The following is a 19839-nucleotide window of genomic DNA, read 5'->3' on the forward strand; positions in this document are numbered from 1 at the left end:
TACAAAGATTAATTCAAAAACTGCTTATCAGTTTGTTTTTGCCAACACCAACGGTCAATATTAGCAAGGCTGCTGCACGAACAAACAAAAAAGCCATCTTCCTTAACAGAGATGGCTTAATGAAAATGTTAATTGTATGCTATTTTTTGGTTACTTTAAATTCTGTTCTTCTGTTTTTGGCTCTGCCTTCAGGATTATCTTTTTTCTTGCGTTTAACCACAATTTCATTTGGCGCAATCGGCATCGATTCTCCATAACCTTTCGAAATCATTCTTGCTGCGGCTATCCCTTTACTTTCCAAGTAATCAGTACAAGATTTTGCCCTTCTGTTTGATAGATCGAGGTTGTATTCATCTGTGCCAATATTATCGGTATGAGAGCCTAACTCGATTTCCATTTCGGGATTATCTTCCATAATCGGAATCAGGAAGTCTAACACTTTTTTAGATGGCTCGGTTAACTCTGCACTGTTAAATTCGTAATATACGTTATCCAAAGCGATTGGAATACCCAATTTAAACGGACTTAAGCAGTAGTCTTTATAAATTAATGTATCTGCCTTTGCAAGTTCTTCGTAAGGATAGTTTTTAGTAATTGCAAAGTAGTTATCTTTTGCAAAAAGCAATTTAACTGGCCTTTTAGAATCAACTTTAAACTTGTAAATACCATCGGTACCTGTAGTTAATTTTTGAGCACCTTCTGCATTTGTTAGCGTTACGTTTGCACCTGCTAAAGGTAATTTTGTTTTACAGTCGGTTAAAATACCTGCAATAGAGAAGAATTCTTTCTTCACCTCAAAAACTTCTAAACAGCATGATGATTCGCGATCTGAACTGATGTATCCTTTTGTTCCTTTTTCATCTGTTGCAGTGAAATAAAGATCATCTTTTGATGAATTGAACGGATAACCCAGGTTTTTTGGTGTAGTCCAATCTACCAGATCTCCTTCAGATTCGAAAAAATCCAAACCTCCAAAGCCAATGCGGCCATCGGTGCTGAACAATAATTTTTTGGTTAATGGGTTGTAATATGGCGCGCGCTCATCATCTTCGCTATTGATGGTTGGCCCCATGTTTACGGCCTGACCTAAAGATCCGTCTTCGCGGACAGCACAATACCAAAGATCGTATTTGCCATAACCACCACTTCTATCTGATGAGAAAAGCAGGAATTTACCATCACTGGTTACAAAAGGTTGCGATGAATTAAAATCTTTACTGTTTACCTGTAAACCTGCCGGAAGCGGATCTGCCCATTTATCGCCTGTTTTTTTCGAACTGTAAATGGTATATTTTTCTTTGTCTCTCCAACCTGTAAAATAGATTGTATTTCCATCAGGGGTAAAAGTAGCTGCAGCCACCTCTATATTTTTAGGCAAGTTGATATCGATCTTTCTTACTGCAATATCGGCAGCAGTTAATTCGCCTTTGGCTGCATAAATATTGTTGATGAAGGGATTTGTTTTGGTTGATACCTGAATTTCTCCTGCATCTGTTTTAACCATATCTTTTTTGCTACCCACTGCAACGGGACGGGATGAAGTAAAATACAATTCGTTATTGATTTTAACCGGTGCGTAGTTAGAGCCTAAACCATTTACATTGCCAGGCACTTTTTTAATCTGCACCATACGTGGAAAACGCATTTCTTCTATCGCGAACTTGCATGATTCTACTTCCTTTTTAGCTTCTTTAGCCAAAGCATCGCCCGGATTTTTTTGAATATACTCCTGAAAAGCATCTATGGCGAGGTTAAACTTTTTGTTTGCCCTTAAGCTTTCGGCATAATAAAATAATGCCTTTTTAAAACGGGTATTGGTAAAGGTGATTGCTATGGCATAATATTTTTCGGCCTCATTAAATTCTCTGTACAACCTGCTCGATTCTGCAAGGTTAAAAATCGATCCTTCATAATCTTCCACCACTTTATCATCAGTAGCTGATTTTCTTTCCTTACCATAAGGCAAAATGGCCTGGGTACTATCGCCAGTAATTTTTAAGGCTTTTTTATAAAAGGTAGATGCCGCATAATAGTCCTTATTTTCGAAATAAGTATCTGCAACTTTTTTATAATTTACCACGTACTGTGCGTTTGCAAAACCGCCGAATGCCACTAACAAAAAGAGTAATATTTTTTTCATCTTTCTAAACTTGTTTTCAATGGTGATGAAACTATTATGGTTTTAAATCATAATAGTTTCATTTGAATAATTATAATCGTGGACAAAAGAAGTTTGGACCAATGATACCGTTTCGGCCAATTAACGAGATGGAAAGCTCCAAACCACCGTTACTGTTTGAGGCACGGTTAAAAGTTGAGGTATTTACATCATAACTTAAGCCGAAAACCATGTTTTTTAGCTGTAAGCCAACAAATGCAATTGCGGCATCTTTATTCCGGTAGTTACCACCAAACAAAATATTTGCTGATGGATTAACATTAAGCTGTGCGTAAGCACCCAACGAAACTTCGTTTGTATTACCCTGGTACATAAACAAGGCATTGGGAACAATATCCAACAACTCCGAAGCTTTGATTCTTGCGCCACCATGTGCAGTATAACGAACCGGAATACGTGAATTTGAGCCTGAGAAACGATCCATTGGGCGGGTTAAGTGTGCTGCACTTGCGCCTAAGAAAACGTTTACACTTTTGTTCGGGTTACCATCAAAAAACATTATACCAGCGTTTACATCCGGTACAAGCGATGATTGGGAAGAAAGTGTTTCGCCACTCATCATACCGCCATCATAACCCGAAATCGGATTAAACTGGTTGCCAAATCTGGCTTGAGAGAAATCGAAACTGCGGTTAATTACGCCTGCCTGCAAGCCGAAACTTACCATTTGCAAACCTTCGGCACCAAACCTTAAACGGTACGAACCCGATACCAGTGCAGAGAGGTAGTTAAAATCAAGCTCCCCTGCCCTTTGGTTTAAAATGGTAGCACCAAAAGCGAAGTTCTTTTTTGGTGCCATATCAAAAGAGGCACCTCCGGTTAAAAAGGAACTGTTTAAAGCACTCCATTGTTGTTTAAAGTTTACCGTTGCACGGTAATCGCCATCTATAACCCCTGTTAATGCTGGGTTAAGGTATAACGGATTTGCATAGTATTGTGAAAAATGCGGATCAGTTTGCGCAAAGGACTTAGCAGTACACAGCAGTAATCCCAGCACTGCAACATATATTTTTAAAGCCGATAGTATTTTCATGGTCTTTGATTTTATCTGTTTATTATTAATCCTCTTCTTATCTAATCAGCGTTACTGTACCTTTTCTTAATGATGTTGTACCGTTGGTGAATGTAATATCAACCATATACACATACACCCCGATTGGTTGATTTACACCTTTGAAAGTTCCATCCCATCCATTTGCTACATTATCTGATTGGAATATCAACTGACCCCATTGTGTGTAAATACTCATTTTAGCTCCTGCTATGGTATTACCATAAATTAGGAAGGTGTCATTTTTACCATCGTTGTTTGGCGTAAATGCATTTGGTATGTACACCTGATCTCCGAATGGATTAGCTGCTTTACCGGTTACACTACCATTTGCACTGGTTTGACATTCAATCTGTCCTCTGGCTCTTACCAGGATGCTTACACTCTGATCTGGTTTTAAGCCAGTAACCAGGTAAGTTGTTCCGGTTGATCCATTTGTTGGATTGATCCAGGTTAAACCATTATCCAACGATACTTCGTAAGCCGTAGCACCTGCAACCGCAGCCCATGCAAACGTGATGCTATTTGCTGTTGTGCTTTGTACTACTACCGCTGGTTTATCCAATACCGGAAGTATGGTTACCGTAACCGCTGTTCTTGTTGGACTAGCACAACCGCCTACAGCAATTGCCTCTACATAGTAGATTGTGGTAGCGGTTAAGTTTGGTGTGGTAAAGGTTATACCTTCTGCAAGTACAGGGCCGTTAGAGCTTGCAGCATACCATCTGTAAATTAAGCCGGCAACCGGATTGTTTACAGTTAATATGGTTGAGCTACCCGAGCAAAGTGTTCCGTTTGCCGCTGTTACCGATGCTGGTGCAACTGGTACTGGCAAAGCAATTACATTTACCGCTGTTCTTGATGATGAGATACATGTTCCGTTTGCACCTTCTACGTAATAAGTGGTGTTTGCAGTAACTGCCGGAGTAGTAAAGTTTACACCTGTTCCGGCCAATGTTCCACCTGCCGCAGCTGTATACCAGTTATAAGTAACACCTGCCTGAGGATTTGTAACCGTTAATATAGCAGGGCTTCCTGAACATACACTCACCGATGTTGAAGCTACTGTTGGTACAGTTGGTTTAGCATTAACTGTTACCGTTACTTTAACACGGCCTCCGTTGTTGTTGCAACCACCTGTTCCGATTGCTAAAATGTAATAATCGGTTGTTGCAGCCAATGCAGTAACATTATAGGTTGTACCGGTGAATAATAAATTACCACCAACTGCTGCATTGTACCATTCGTAAGTAACACCAGGCTGTGCGTTGCTTACGGTTAATGTAGCTCCGTCGCCGGCACATATACCGCCGTTTGGTACGGTAACCACAGGGTTATTTGGTATCGCATTTACCGTTATGGCTACTACCCTTGCTGTAGCTGCAGTGTTTTCACATTTGTTATCGCCCTTAACAGTTACATAATATGTTGTGCTTGCAGTTAATACTGGCGTAGTAAATACCGGACCGGTAAACACCACTGTATTTAATGCTGCATCGCTATACCAGGTAAATATCGGATTGGTTACCGTTGTGCTTGTTGCTGCCAATGTTGCTGCTGAGCTTGCACATACTGAAGTTGATCCGTTTACGGCTATATCTGTTGCCACAGCAATTGGATTAACAGTAATGGTTACTGTTTTAGCGTTAGCTGCGGTGTTTTCACATTTGTTGCTTCCTTTAACCGTTACATAATAAGTTGTTGTAGTGGTTAATACCGGTGTGGTAAATATTGGGCCGGTAAAGGCTACACTTGTTAATGAAGCATCGTTGTACCATGTAAATACAGGATTGGTTACTGTTGTAGAACTGGCATTGATTACTGCTGTTCCTGAACCACATACCCTTGCTGGCGTAGATAAAGTAATATCTGCCGCTGTTGCACCTGCATTAACATTTACGGTAACCACTTTTGCATTTGCAGCAGAACTTTCACATCTGTTATCACCTTTTATTGTGAGGTAATATTTAGTAGTTGCAGTTAGTGCTGGCGTATTAAAGGTTGCACCTGTAAACACTGGTGTAGTTAAAGCAGCATCACTGTACCAGGTAAATATTGGGTTGGTTACTGTTGTAGTGCTGGCTACTAAGCTGGCCGACGATCCTGCACAGATGGTTGCATCTGCCGCAGTAACATCAGTTGCTGAAGCTACCGGGTTAACCACAACGTTAACAGATTTAGCTGTTGCTGCACTGTTTTCGCATTTGTTATCACCTTTAACTGTAACATAATAAGTAGTATTAGCTGTTAATGTTGGTGTTGTAAATACTGCGCCTACAAAAGCCACATCAGTTAAAGTTGCATTGGTATACCAGGTAAATACCGGGTTGGTAACTGTTGTGCTACTTGCCGTTAATACCGCGGCAGAACCTCCGCATATGTTTGTTGATCCACTTACCACAACATCACTTGCAACTGCTATAGGATTAACTTTAATGGTAACTGCTGCTGCATTTGCTGCGGTGTTTTCACATCTGTTGGTTCCTTTTACGGTTACATAGTAAGTGGTTGTAGTGGTTAATACCGGCGTGGTAAATATTGGGCCGGTAAAGGCTACACTTGTTAATGAAGCATCATTATACCAGGTAAATACTGGGTTTGTTACTGTTGTAGAGCTTGCATTAATTACAGCCGTACCCGATCCGCACACTAAAGTTGGTGCAGATAAAGTAATGTCTGCAAGGGTTGCTCCCTGGTTTACATTTACAGTTACCACTTTTGCAGTAGTACCAGAATTTTCACATTTGTTATCACCTTTAACTGTAACATAGTATTTGGTTGTTGCAGTTAATACCGGGGTAACAAATGATGTACCCACATAAGCTACCGAAGTTAAAGCAGCATCATTATACCAGGTAAAGGTAGGGTTGGTTACAGTTGTAGTACTGGCTACCAAAGTAGTTCCAGATCCTGCGCAAATTGTTGCATCAGTAGCTGTAATATCCGAAGCAGTTGCAACAGGATTTACCGTGATGGTAATTACCCTTGCAGTACCCGGTGCATTTTCACATTTATTATCACCTTTTACAGTTACGTAGTAAGTGGTTGTGCTGTTTAATGCAGGTGTAGTATAAGTTGCACCGATAAAACTTACATTGGTTAAGGCTGCATCACTGTACCAGGTAAATACCGGGTTGGTTACAGTTGGCGATGTTGCACTTAATACTGCCGATGATCCCGCGCAAGCCGATGTGCTTCCGCTCAAGATAATATCAGTAGTAGTAGCCAGTGGATTAACAGTTACCGTTACCACTTTAGCATCTGCCGCACTGTTTTCACATTTGTTGGCACCTTTAACCGTTACATAATATGTAGTTGTGGCTGTTAATCCGGTTACGGTAAACGTTGGACCTGTAAATACCACGCTGGTTAACGATGCATCGCTGTACCAGGTAAATACCGGTTGTGTTACCGTTGTGCTCGAAGCCATTAACATTGTGGTAGAGCCTGCACAGATTTTAGCATCGCTTACTGCAATATCCGCAGCAGTGGCAAAATCTTTAACCGTTACAGTTACAACCTCAGCGTTTGCGGCTAAGTTTTCACATTTATTATCACCTCTAACTGTTACATAATAAGTGGTGGTTGCGTTAAGTGCAGGTGTTGTAAAACTAGCCCCAACATATGCTACGGTAGTTAAAGCAGCATTGCTATACCAGGTAAATACAGGGTTAATTACTGTTGTTGTTGAAGCAGACAGTGCAGCTGTAGAACCTTTACAGATTGAGGTAATTCCGGTAATGGCAATATCTGCATCTGTTGCTGCCGGATTAACCGTTATGGTTATCGGTTTGGCAGTTGCCGCAGTATTTTCACATTTGTTATCGCCTTTAACCGTTACATAATAAGTAGTGGTGGCACTAAGTGCCGGGGTAATAAAGTTTGCGCCTGTAAATGCTACTGTTGTTAAGGCAGCATCACTATACCAGGTAAATATTGGGTTGGTTACCGTTGTGCTTGTGGCATTTAAAGTAACTGAAGAACCACCGCAAGTGGTGCTTGTTCCGGCTACGTTGATATCAGTTGGGCCTGCAACAGGATTTACCATAATGGTAACTTCTTTGGCATTGCCTGGCGTATTTGCACATTTATTGGTTCCGCTAACGGTAACATAATATTTGGTGGTTACATTAATTGCTGGCGTATTAAATACTGCACCAACAAAGGCAACCTGTGTTAAGGCCGCATCAGTATACCAGGTAAATACCGGGCTTGTTACTGTTGTGCTTGTTGCAGTAAGAACTGCTGTACCAGAAGCACATAAAGATGTTGTTCCGGTTACAGTTAAATCGGTAGCTAATGCTGAAGGATTAACCGTGATTGAAACCACCGCACGAGTTGGGTTGGTACAACCTGCGCCACTCACTGCTTCTATATAATAGTTGTATGTGCCCGCCGCAAGGTTTGCCGGTGTGGTAAAATTGCTGTTATTGGTTACCAGCATATTGCCACCCACAGCTGCATCGTACCAGTTGTAAGTAATACCTGCAACTGCCTGCACACTTAAAGTAGCTGAAGTACCAATACAGGTTGTAGCCGGATTGGTAGTTGATGGAATAGGTGTTACCGCCGGAGGTAAAACAGTTACCAACACTTTAGTACCTAAAGTTTCGCAACCATTGGCTGTTGCAGTTACCGAATAGGTATACGTTCCGGCAGTTAAAGCTGGATCGGTTGTAAAAGTTACACCGTCTTTTCCTGCCTGGTAAGTTGTACCTAAGTACCATTTGTATGTTACTCCTGCCTGCGGATTCTGAACACTTAAGGTTGCAGATGATCCTTGACAAGCACTCGCCGTAGCGGCTGTAACGGTTGGCGTAGTGATTACCCTTTGAGCATAATCTAAATTAACAGAGGTTAAAGCACCAAGCAAGCCTGAACTTAATCTAAGTTCTACCCCGTCGAATCTATTGGTTGGTACGAAAGTTAATATGGCTGATGTTCCGCCTGATAATAATTTTAAATTGATTAATGGGTTCGATACAGCAACCGCATCGTTATTGCTGGTTGTACCCTGGAAAGTGGTTACCGTTAAGTTTGGCAATACAGCTACCGAAAGTAATGTACCCGGAGTGGTAATTTTCACCCTTAAAGTATCACCCACATTTGATAAACCAGTAAAACCAACCTGGTGGTAAACCGACGAACCTAATAAGCCTACCGGGATAACCAGGCTAGATCCTGTATTGATATCGTTATCAACCGCAAATGTTGGGTTAAATACACCTGCCAATACGCCTAAACCAGTTACACCACTTGCAACAGTAGTTGTAGCCGCACCACAAGGTGTAACTACCGGGTTGCCGTTAGGTATTACTGTAACGGTTACAGTTGCCCTGCTTGTTGCAGTACAACCGCCAGGCACAGTGGCTTCTACATAATAGGTGGTGGTAGTGGTTAACTGTGGCGTTACATAAGTTTCACCTGTAAATACAGGCACCGTTCCGTTTGCTGTGGTGTACCAGTTAATAGTAGCACCTGCAGTACTCGAAGTTGCTTTTAATACTGCAACAGCACCTTCACTAATGGTAATTGATGGTGGTGTAATTACCGGAACATCAATAGTACCCAATATAATTTTACCTTCTGTTCTTGTTGATGATGTACCACAGCCATTTACCGCTGCTACAAAATAACTTGTATTTGCCGTAATTAAAGGCGTTGTAAAGTTATCGCCGGTAAACAATACTGTTGTAGAGGTTGCACTATCGTACCAGTTGTAAGTAGTACCTGCAATTGGATTTTTAACCTGGAAAGTAACCGATGTATTAGGGCAGGTATTAACCGATGCCGAAAGCAGATCTGGGGTTACCGGAGCTGGGTTAGTAGTTACGTTTACAACAGTTTTATAACTCACACAACCAGTAGCAGAAACTGCTGCAACGTAGAATTTAGTGTCGCCAGTTAAAACCGGGGTAGTAAATATAATACCGTCTTTACCGCTTAAGTATGTGCCTGTAGCATCGTACCATCTGTAAGTTAAACTTGCCGATGGGTTACTCACTTCAAGCTGTGCAGTTTGGCCAACACAAGCAGTAACATTTGCAGAAGTTACCGTTGGTGCAACCAAAATACGTTGTGCGTAATTTAAATTGATTGATGTTAAAGCACCCAATACCCCTGAATTTAACCTTACTTCTACCCCATCAAAAACACTGGTTGGTACAAAAGTGATTAAAGCCTGAGTATTACCGCTTAACAGCTGAATATTTAATAAGTTATCGTTTAATAAACGCGAATCACCGTTGCTGTTGGTGCCAACATAAGTGGTTATCGCAGCATTTCCCAATAGAGAAAGTGACAATAGTTTTCCTGGTGATGATACTAAAACACGTACCGTATCGCCAACTTTAGATAGTGAACCAAAACCCACTCTCTGGTAAACAGATGCGCCAAGTGCGCCAACAGGCATTACCAGTGAAGAAGCTGTTTGCGTATCGTTATCAATCGCTAAAGCCGGGTTAAACACACCCGATAATAAAGCTACTCCTGTAACACCACCAACTTGTGTGGTTGCAGCCTCACATGGTACCGGGTTTGGAGATCCGTTACCATCAACCGTAATGGTTACCTGAACACGGCTTGCTGAAGTACAACCATTGGTAGAAACTGATTCTACATAATAAGTGGTAGTAGCCAATAGTGGAGGAGTAACATAAGTTGCACCTACATAAACCGGAGTGGTAGAAGTATTAGAAGTATACCAATTGAAAGTATTTGTTGGATCTGCTGAACTCGCCGTTAAAATGGCAGTTTGACCTGGACTTACCGTCGATGAACTTGCAGTTACCACTGGTAAAACCGGACGAGGATTTACTGATACTGCGGCAGCAGCACGTGCAGCACTTGTACAGTTTCCTTGTGATGCCTCTACATAATAAGTAGTAGCAGCCGTTAATGCCGGTGTTGGGAAAATCGCACCGGTGAATATCAAGTTTCCACCTGTTGCAGCATCGTACCATTTATACGTTACCGCAGCATCTGGATTAGCAACCGATAAAGTTGCAGATGATCCCTCGCAAACATTGGCAATTGTTGCCAATACCGGTGTTGGTAATGCCGGTGTAACGGTTACCGTAACCGGAACTCTTGTTACGTTCGGGCAACCGCCTTTGCTAACCTGTATATAATAAGTGGTAGTAGCTGTTAAAGCTGGTGTAGTAAATGTTTCGCCTGTGGCCAATTGTGTACCACCAGTTGCAGCATCGTACCAAGCCAAAGTTGTACCGCCGTTTGCTGTCGCAGTTAAAGTTGCAGTACTGCCAGCGCAAATGGTTTGTGCGCCTGCTGTTACTGTTGGGTTTGGATAAATTACGGTAGCACCATAAACATCTAAACTGGTTAAAGCAGTTACCAATGCCCCAAAGCTAACCTGTACCCTATCATAGGCACCACCTGCCAATATTGTTGCAGCGAAACGGTTGCCCGATAAAAGTTGAAGATTTAATAAGCCACCGTTTAACTGTACGGTTTTAACCACTGTAGTGCCGTTTAATACGGTAACGGTTACATTGTTCAACAAACCAACATCGGCCAATCCGGTTGGCAATGCCAAATCTAAACGTAAACTATCTGTAGCTGTACCAGCAGCAGGGAAAATTAGTTGTTGGTATCCTGAAGAACCAACACCTACAGAAAGTGATATTCTGGTAAAGTTGGCAGGATCTGCATCTGTAGAATTTCCTGCACCGGTAATGCCACATAATAGACAGATTCCGGTTATACCAGAGTTTTGAGCATTAGCTGCGTTACAAGCTGTACCGCCACCGTTGTTTAAAACAGTTACAGTTACCGGAACACGGCTTGCGCTTTTACATCCGCTTGCAGTTGTTGTTTCTACATAATAAGTTGTGGTGGCAGCTAATGTTGGCGTAGTAAATGAAGTACCTGTGCCAACCTGCGTTCCGCCGGTAGCAGCATCGTACCATTGAATGGTGTTGCCTGCATCAGCCGTAGCCAACAAGGTGGTAGATTGGCCAGCATTAATTACCTGGCTATTGGTAGTTACCGTTGCCAAAGTTGCCGAAGGGTTAACAGAAACGTTAACCGCTGTTCTAGAACTTACTGCAGTGCCAGATACTGCCTCTACATAAAACACAGTAGGAGCAGTTACTACTGGTGTTACAAAAACGCCAGTATTATTGGTAACCAATGGCGTACTGCCTGTAGCAGCATACCAGTTATAAGTTACGCCAGCCTGTAAATTGCTAACGCTTAACGTAGCAGAACTACCTGCACAAACGGTTGCCGCAGCAACTACCGGAGCATTAACGGTTACCGTTATGCTATAAGCTGTTGTTGCTTTGTTTCCATTTGCATCAGTTGCAGTTAAAGAGATGGTAAAGGTTCCGCCTAAAGTTGGAGTTCCTGTAATTTCTCTTGTTGCAGTATTAAAACTTAATCCTGGAGGAAGGTTTGTTGCTAAATAAGTATATGGTGCTGTGCCACCTGTTACCGCTGGTAAAGTTTGAGTTGGGTAAGGTGTACCCACAATACCATTTGGCAAACTTGCACCAGGTAACGATAATACGCCGATTACTTTTAACGCATAGGTGTTACTTGCGGTTCTGCCTTCACTATCTGTAGCAATTACGCCTATAGCATAATTACCCGCCTGTGTAGGTGTTCCCGAAACTTCTCTTGTTGCCGGGTTAAAAGTTAAACCTGCCGGAAGGTTAGTGGCCGCATAAGTATAAGGACCAACACCACCAGTTGCAGATGGTAAGGTTTGGGTAGCATAAACAGTACCTTCTGTACCATCAGGCAAGGTTGCCGCAGGTAACAATAAAGGATCAACCACTACAATTGTATAGTTGTTGGTTGCAGTTTTTCCATCAGCATCGGTAACCGTTACCGGTACAGTGAAAGTACCAGCTTGTGTTGGCGTGCCTGAAATTGCTCTTGTTGCAGGATCAAAAGTTAATCCCGGAGGAAGACCAGTTGCAGCATAAGTATAAGGGGTAGATCCACCGGTTGCAGATGGAATAGTTTGTGTAGGATAAACTGTTCCTGTGGTTCCGTTGGCTAAAGTTGCTGCTGGTAAAACCAAAGGATCGGTTACTTTTATTGTGTAGTTAGCCGTAATGGTATTGCCATTGGCATCTGTTACGGTAACCGGAATAGTATATGTTCCAATTTGAGTTGGGGTTCCTGTAATTTCTCTTGTTGCAGGGTTAAAAGTTAATCCCGGAGGAAGGGAAGTAGCTGTATAAGTATACGGACCAGTTCCGCCAGTTGCAGCTGGAATTCCGTTTGTAGTGTAAGCTGTACCTGTTACACCGTTAGGCAATGCTCCCGGAGCCAGAGCCAATGCTGGTGTTACAGTTAAAGTAAATGTTGAAGTTGTACTGCATCCTTTTGTATCAGTTGCAACAACATCAAATGTTGGATTACCTGTTGCAGTTGGTGTTCCGCTCACCAAACCTGCTGTTGATAAAGTTAAACCTGCGGGTAAAGTACTGCCCGAAGCCAGTGTGTAGGTATAACCAGGTGTACCACCAGTTGCTACCGGAAGTTGTTTACTGTATGGAGAAGCAATTGTTGCATTGGTTAAAGTTGTACCCGCAAATACAATTGCAGGGTTAACGCTAATAACCACCGGAACTCTTGTTGTATTTGAACAGGTACCTTTGCTTACCTGCACATAATAAGTTGTGGTTACTGTTAATGCCGGAGTAGTGAAGTTAGCACCTGTTCCTACCTGATTTCCACCTGTTGGCGCATCAAACCAGGCCAAAGTTGTACCTCCGTTTGCAGTTGCGCTTAATGTTGCAGTGCTGCCTGAACAAATACATTGTGCACCTGCGATAAATGTTGGGTTTGGATAAACCACAGTAGCACCATAAATATCTAAGCTGGTTAAGGCAGAAACCAATGCACCAAAACTCACTTGTACCCTATCGTAAGCACCACCTGCTAAAACAGTTGCTGCAAAGCGGTTTCCGGATAAAAGTTGAAGACTTAATAAGCCACCGTTTAATTGTACGGTTTTAACAACTGTTGTACCGTTTAATACGGTAACAGTTACATTGTTTAATAAACCAACATCAGCTAAACCGGTTGGTAAGGCCAAATCTAAGCGGATGCTATCAGTAGCAACCCCTGTAGATGGGAAAATTAATTGTTGGTAACCAGTTGCCGTAGCACCTACAGCAAGAGAAATTCTTGTAAAGTTGTTTGCATTCGCATCGGTTGAGTTACCCGCACCGTTTACTGCGCATAATAAACAAATACCATTAATACCGGTACTCTGTCCATTTGCAGCATTACAAGCCGTTGCACCACCACCGTTAATTACGGTTACAGTTACCGGAACGCGACTTGCGCTTATACATCCATTGGCGTTTGTAGTTTCAATATAATATATTTTGGTTGCAGTTAATGCTGGTGTAGTGAACGAAGTTCCAGATCCTACTTGTGTTCCGCCAGTTGGCGCATCAAACCAGGCAATGGTATTTCCTGCGTCAGCAGTCGCTGTTAATGTTGTAGTTTGGCCAGAGTTGATTACCTGGTTATTTGTAGTAACCGTTGCTAAAGTTGCAGGCGGATTAACAGAAACTGTAACAGATGTTCTTGTGCTGATTGCTGTTCCAGAAACAGCCTCAACATAAAATACCGTTGCCGAACTTATTGCAGGTGTTACAAAAGTACCGTTATTGCCTGTTACCAGTGGTGTACTTCCTGTAGAGGCATACCAGTTATAGGTTACACCAGCTTGCAGGTTGCTTACCGTTAAAGTAGCAGTGCTGCCGGTACAAACTGTTGCAGAAGCCACAACCGGAGCATTAACCGTTACCGTTATTGCATAAGTTGTAGTTGCTTTATTGTTATTGGCATCTGTAGCAGTTACAGCAACATTATAAGTACCACCCTGAGTTGGCGTCCCTGTAATTTCTCTTGTGGTTGGGTTAAATGATAAGCCCGGAGGAAGGTTTGTAGCGGCATAAGTATATGGAGCCGTGCCACCTGTTACCGCAGGTAAAGTTTGTGGCAAATAAGAAGTACCAACAATTCCGTTAGGTAAAGTTCTGGTTGGTAAGGTTAAGGTACCATTTACTTTAATTGGATAAGTGTTATTAGCAGTTTTACCCTGGCTATCGGTAACCGTAACACCAATGGTATAATTACCTGCCTGGGTTGGCGTACCGGTAACCTCTCTTGTAGTTGGGTTAAATGATAATCCCGCGGGCAAACCTGTAGCAGCATAAGTATAAGGACCAACGCCACCAGTTGCACTTGGTAAAGTTTGCGTAGCATAAACCGTTCCTTCAGTTCCATCAGGCAAAGTTGCTGCAGGCAACAACAATGGGTTGTTTACATTAATGGTATAATTGGTGGTAACTGTTTTTCCATCAGCATCTGTTACGGTAACCGGCACGGTATAAGTACCCGCTGTAGTTGGCGTACCCGTAATGGCTTTGGTAGATGGATTAAAGGTTAAGCCCGGAGGCAAACCAGTTGCCGAATAAGTATAAGGCGTGGTGCCACCAGTTGCACTTGGAATAATCTGTGTAGTATAAACTGTTCCGGTAGTACCATCAGCCAATGTTGCTGGAGGTAACAATAAAGGATCAGTAATTTTTACAGTATAATTTGAAGTAATGGTATTGCCATTTGCATCAACAACAGTAACCGGAATGGTATAGTTACCAGGTTGAGTTGGCGTTCCGGTAATTTCTCTTGTTGTTGGATTAAAAGTTAAACCCGGAGGAACGCCTGTTGCAGTATAAACATACGGTCCGGTTCCACCGGTTGCAGCAGGAATGGTTTGTGTTGGGTAAACCGTTCCTGTAATACCGTTAGGTAATGCACCTGGTGTAAGCACCAATGCAGCAGTAACCGTTAAACTATAGGTTGCGGTAGCTTTACAGCCTTTGGCATCAGTTGCTACAACCGAAAAAGTATAAGCATTAGCTACAGTTGGTGTGCCGGTAATTGCACCTGTAGCAGATAAAGTTAAGCCTGCTGGTAAAGTACTTCCCGCAGCTAAAGCATAAGTATAACCTGCAGTACCCCCAGTTGCAGCATCCAATTGTTTAGCATAAGCAAAGCCAGGTGTAGCATTGATTAAGGTAGCACCATTAAAAATAATTTGCGGGTTTACGGTAATCACCACAGGTACCCTAGTTGATTCTGTTGTACAGCCTGACTTTCGGGCTGCAACATAATAAGTTTTGTTGGCGGTTAATGCCGGCGTAGTAAAAGTTCCATTGTAGGCTACTGTTTGTAATGCCGTTCCACCTTCTATTACATCATACCAGATTAATTCATTGGCACTAGCTGTGGTAGCTGTTAAAGGCACTGTTGTATTGTAACATGCTGCTATTGCATTACTTGCAGGCGCAGTAAAAGTTGGTCGTGGTGCCGAACGTGTTACGCCATAAACATTAATGGTTTGTGTAGCATTTAAAGTTAAAACCGAACCTAGTGTAACTTTAACCCGATCGTATACCACGGCTGCCCCCGGTGAGAAAGGAACAGTTACCGGCTGCCCGCTGTTAAGTAAACCAAGTAAATCTAAATTTAATAAAGAAGCAGCTGTAGTGGTATACACCTGGGTATCGCCGCTATATGCCGTTACCGAAATGTTTTGCAAAACTCCTGCGGTTAGCAATGCAGGCGTAGAACTGAATCTTAGGTTAATATCATCACCAGCATTTGAAGGAGTTGTAAAATAAAAATTTTGGCTGATGGATGAAGTCACGCCAAGTACACCTAAACTTAATGTAGAAAAATTGTTTGGATCTGTATCAATTGCCCGTTCACTATTGGTTACGCCCGAACTTCCAAGTTGTAAAGCATCCAGTGTTATTCCTGTTCCCTCAAAGCCTGTTGCAAATGCCTGTGCACAAGGATCGGTGCCAGATACATAAAATGCATTATACACTCTGGTACTATTACTAACACCAAGTAAAACAGCATTCGTAACGTCTTTAATATACACACGGTCATAAGCCTGTGCCGGCCTTATTGCTACATAAAAGAAACCGTTGGCATCTTTAACAATTTTAATGTTATCAGTAGAAAAAGCTGCTGTACTGCTACCTGTTAATACTGTAGAAGCACCATTTCTGGCACCTACCTCAAACGAGTGGTTGCCCAATACTACTGTACCGCCTACGTTAGCAAGTAATCCTCCTAAGCTACCTCCCAGTAACCTGTTCAGTATATCTCCGTCAAAATCTATTCTGATATAAGAAGTAACTCCTGCCAAAAGTGGAGTTGGATATTTCAATTCAAGCTCTCCACTATACCCGCCAATACCAACAGCAATTCCGCCGTAAGAATTTACAGTAGCAAAAGTGTTATCGTTCAGTGTGGCATTGCTTGCATTATCGACTCTGCTTTGTGCAGATACGTTATTTGCAAAAACTTTATTTTGCGCATACGATTTCGAGTAAAAGAGCGTTAAAAGAATGATGATTGCAACGAAAGTATTGCGGATAATCCCTATTCGGGACGAGAAAGTATGAGTTTTCATCATGTCAGGCGTTATTTAGAAGACTTACTATGTGGGAATGCTACTGTTTGGTAAATGTTTTTTTCAAGTGCATTATATAATTATGACAAATCTAAATCTAGAATAGCATCCTATCTTATCCATTGCTATTCATTTTTATGCATTTCATTCTATTCATTTTATTCATACAGGCCGATCTTAGTGAATAGATTTCCTCAATTGTGAAATTATGATGACATTAGCGGTAGTCATCCCATCTGTTAATTCATGAATGCTAACGATCTCCTTATCGAACTCAGGAAATTTGTCCTTATAAAATCTGGTTTGAGAAATATCGACCCGGCTCATTGTAAGATTATTTCTGAATACGTATTTCAAGAAACCAAAAACTATGTAAGTGAAACCACGATAAAGCGCTTTTTTGGCTTCGCGAACACTTTGCACAAGTTTTCGTTGTTTACCTTGAACAGTTTATCTCAATATATTGGTTATAACGACTGGGATTCGTTCTGCAAAGACAAGGAAAACCAAACCACCTCTGTTCAGAGTATTTGGCAGGATTTAAAATTAAAAGCACATGCCATTACAGAGGTATCGCTTATCGCAAAGAAAAATAATTCGGGCGTTCCATTTAATGCAACCGCAAACAGAAGTTTCTTTTATCCCGATTTCGATTATTTTTTAAAAAACAATTATCAGTTTACTACAATAAGCGCGCAACCAGGTCAGGGCAAATCGATTTTGCTTGCGCATATGGTAGAATATTTCTTCTTCTCAGAAAACGCACTTTATAAAAATGACATTGTTTTACTGGTTAACTCTACCAGTATTAATACGATAATACAAAATGGCGGTACGTTAAAAGATTGGTTTTTAAAAGAATTTAAGTTTGGCAGTCTTACCGAACTAATCAGTTTTTTCAAAAAGAACCCCGAAAAACGCGAAGGCCGCTTTATTATAATTGTTGATGGTGTAGACGAGCACCTGGCCAGAAGTAATTACTTTAAAACCTTTATAGATTTTTTATACAGTATTGAAGAAAACAACTTTGTTAAACTGGTTTTCGGTTTACGAACAAATAGCTGGATTAACCTTCAGCCTGCTATAAACGGTTCTGCATCTTTAACCAAAGCCTGGTATACAGGCTTGTTTTACGATGAAGATACGTTGAGCAATGTACCCCCATTAAATATTGATGAGGTGCTGTACACGCTAAGCCACATCGAAAACAAAATCATCAATAGGGCCGATGTTAGTCCACCCCTACTAGCACAATTTAAAACTCCTTTCTGGCTTCAGGTTTATTTTAAACTTAAAGATGAAAATCACCATCTGGAGCTGAATAACCCTTTATTGTGTTACGAGTTGATCAGCTATTTTTTAGAAAGACGGGTTTTTCTGGCAAAAAAGAGTACCGAAAAAATATTTTTACTCAAAAAAATAAGCGATTGCATTTCTGAAGGCAATAAAAAATTAAGGGTATCAAAAGAAAAGATTTTAAGCTATATCAACTGCTATCCTGATGCTTATGAAGAACTTTTGCACGCAGGGATTATTATCGAAGAAAAAAGATTAAGCACAACCATCCCAACGGAAATTGTACGTTTTTTAAGCGACGATATTTATACTTATTTCCTTTTTATTCAAATCACCGATAAATTCGACTACAAGCCTGGTAAATTATTTTTCGAGCATATTTTAGCGAGCTTCCCTGCACAAAATGCACGTAGAGACCATATTTTAAACTGGTCTATCCGCTTTTGCGTAAACAGGAATGAAATTGCAGCCTTAAAAAACATATTTAAACTTTCGTTTACCAATATCGAAAAAAACAATGCTTTCGATTTTATCTGCCATGTGTCTAAATTCGAATTGGGTAAACCCAACTCCAACTTTAATAAGTTAACTATAGATATCGATTTCATCGACATCATGGCTTCTGGCAGAACCATGAGTACACTTTATAAAGAAACCATTAAAACAATTTCTGAGAATGTACTGAATGAAGATATCCAGATTATGCTCCATGTAATCGAATGCAACGTACACCTTATTGATGTAGATAAGGTATCGCTGGGCAATACCATGCAGTTGTTAAAAAGAAATTATAAAAGATTAAATGAGCTTTTTCCAATTAACCCATACGATCTAATTTTATACTTTTACAACAACCTGATTAACAAGCCTAACGAAAGCAAAAGCCTTGAAGATAAAATCATAAAACTTTGCCAGGAAATAGACCGGAGTACACCAAAAAGAAATGAGGAAATTTCTTCTGCCGAAATACTCTCTTACCGGATGGTATTGATTACGCTGTTTTCGCAAAAGAGTTATGCAGAATGCCATCGTTTTATTATGGCCATATTAAGTAAATATCCAAATATTTTTTATGTAAGGCATTCAGTTTTCTCCCCGTTTTTACTCCTTCATTTAGGGCAAACCTACATTAAGCTCAATTACTTTAAAAAAGCACAGCGCATTATCCAGTTCGTAGATAAAATAATCAGTAGCGATTATACGTACTATACCAATTTTATCCTGGCCAGTTTCAGCATTTTTAAAGCAAACTTTTATAATGCTACGCACAATTATGAACAGGCACTTATAGAAACCAACCGCGGACTGGAAATTACAGGGAAGAATGATTTTAAAATGTTCGAAATTGCTTTTTTGTTAAGCAAAATTGATACACTGAAACATACGGAAGAATCAGAAGAGGTATCGAACGTAATTAAAGAACTGCTTAATTTTCTAACCATACACAAACTTTCCATGCCCGATTATTCAAATCTAAGTGGAACCGAGTTTGAGCATACTTTTAAGATTTTAAAATCTTACCGCCGGCATCAGAACTTATAAAAATTACTGTAATCGTCAGAAATCATTCATTTTGTCGCGGTAAATACCATTTGAAACGCAGAAATGAGTTGGTTTAGGCAGAAGCCGTTGACTTTTAACCCGCTTTTTTCAAGTACATAGAACTGTTCATTTCCTGACCACAATAAATATATTGTTCATTGTTGGGAGCGCAAAGCCTGTGAAAAACACGAAATTTCTTCCCGTTTTACGCTTTTACGCTTCGCTTCCTCGTGCCTCGTTGCTGCAGGGTAAAACGCTTCAACCGGGGCTAAGTAGTCACTTAGTATTTCA

General features: G+C 41.0%; 4 protein-coding genes. 1 reads left to right on the forward strand and 3 read right to left on the reverse strand.

The annotated features are described in order from the left end of the window. Positions 1-139: 139 nt before the first annotated feature. From ASE74_RS01585 to ASE74_RS01595, 3 genes are all read right to left on the reverse strand, one after another. Entirely contained in the window at positions 140-2140 is a 2001-nt protein-coding gene (locus tag ASE74_RS01585; protein WP_055903252.1) for an OmpA family protein, read from the reverse strand. A gap of 70 nt (positions 2141-2210) precedes the next feature. Next, positions 2211-3212: a PorP/SprF family type IX secretion system membrane protein gene (locus ASE74_RS01590; protein ID WP_055903253.1), complete on the reverse strand. Its 1002-nt coding sequence runs from the start codon at positions 3210-3212 to the stop codon at positions 2211-2213. 37 nt (positions 3213-3249) lie between these two features. Further along, on the reverse strand, positions 3250-16713 hold the full coding sequence (locus ASE74_RS01595) for a putative Ig domain-containing protein (protein WP_082458604.1): 13464 nt from the start codon (positions 16711-16713) through the stop codon (positions 3250-3252). Between the two features lie 243 nt (positions 16714-16956). Here ASE74_RS01595 and ASE74_RS01600 point away from each other — a divergent pair, with 243 nt between their 5' ends. Then, positions 16957-19548, forward strand: a complete 2592-nt coding sequence (locus ASE74_RS01600; protein WP_055903255.1) for a hypothetical protein — start codon at positions 16957-16959, stop codon at positions 19546-19548. Positions 19549-19839: the final 291 nt, after the last annotated feature.

Source organism: Pedobacter sp. Leaf216, assembly GCF_001421515.1.
GTDB lineage: Bacteria > Bacteroidota > Bacteroidia > Sphingobacteriales > Sphingobacteriaceae > Pedobacter.

Coding starts and splice junctions, on each gene's coding strand:
- ASE74_RS01595 (WP_082458604.1), bottom strand. CDS start 16,713: ATGATGAAAACTCATACTTTCTCGTCCCGAATAGGGATTATCCGCAAT.
- ASE74_RS01585 (WP_055903252.1), bottom strand. CDS start 2,140: ATGAAAAAAATATTACTCTTTTTGTTAGTGGCATTCGGCGGTTTTGCA.
- ASE74_RS01600 (WP_055903255.1), top strand. CDS start 16,957: ATGAATGCTAACGATCTCCTTATCGAACTCAGGAAATTTGTCCTTATA.
- ASE74_RS01590 (WP_055903253.1), bottom strand. CDS start 3,212: ATGAAAATACTATCGGCTTTAAAAATATATGTTGCAGTGCTGGGATTA.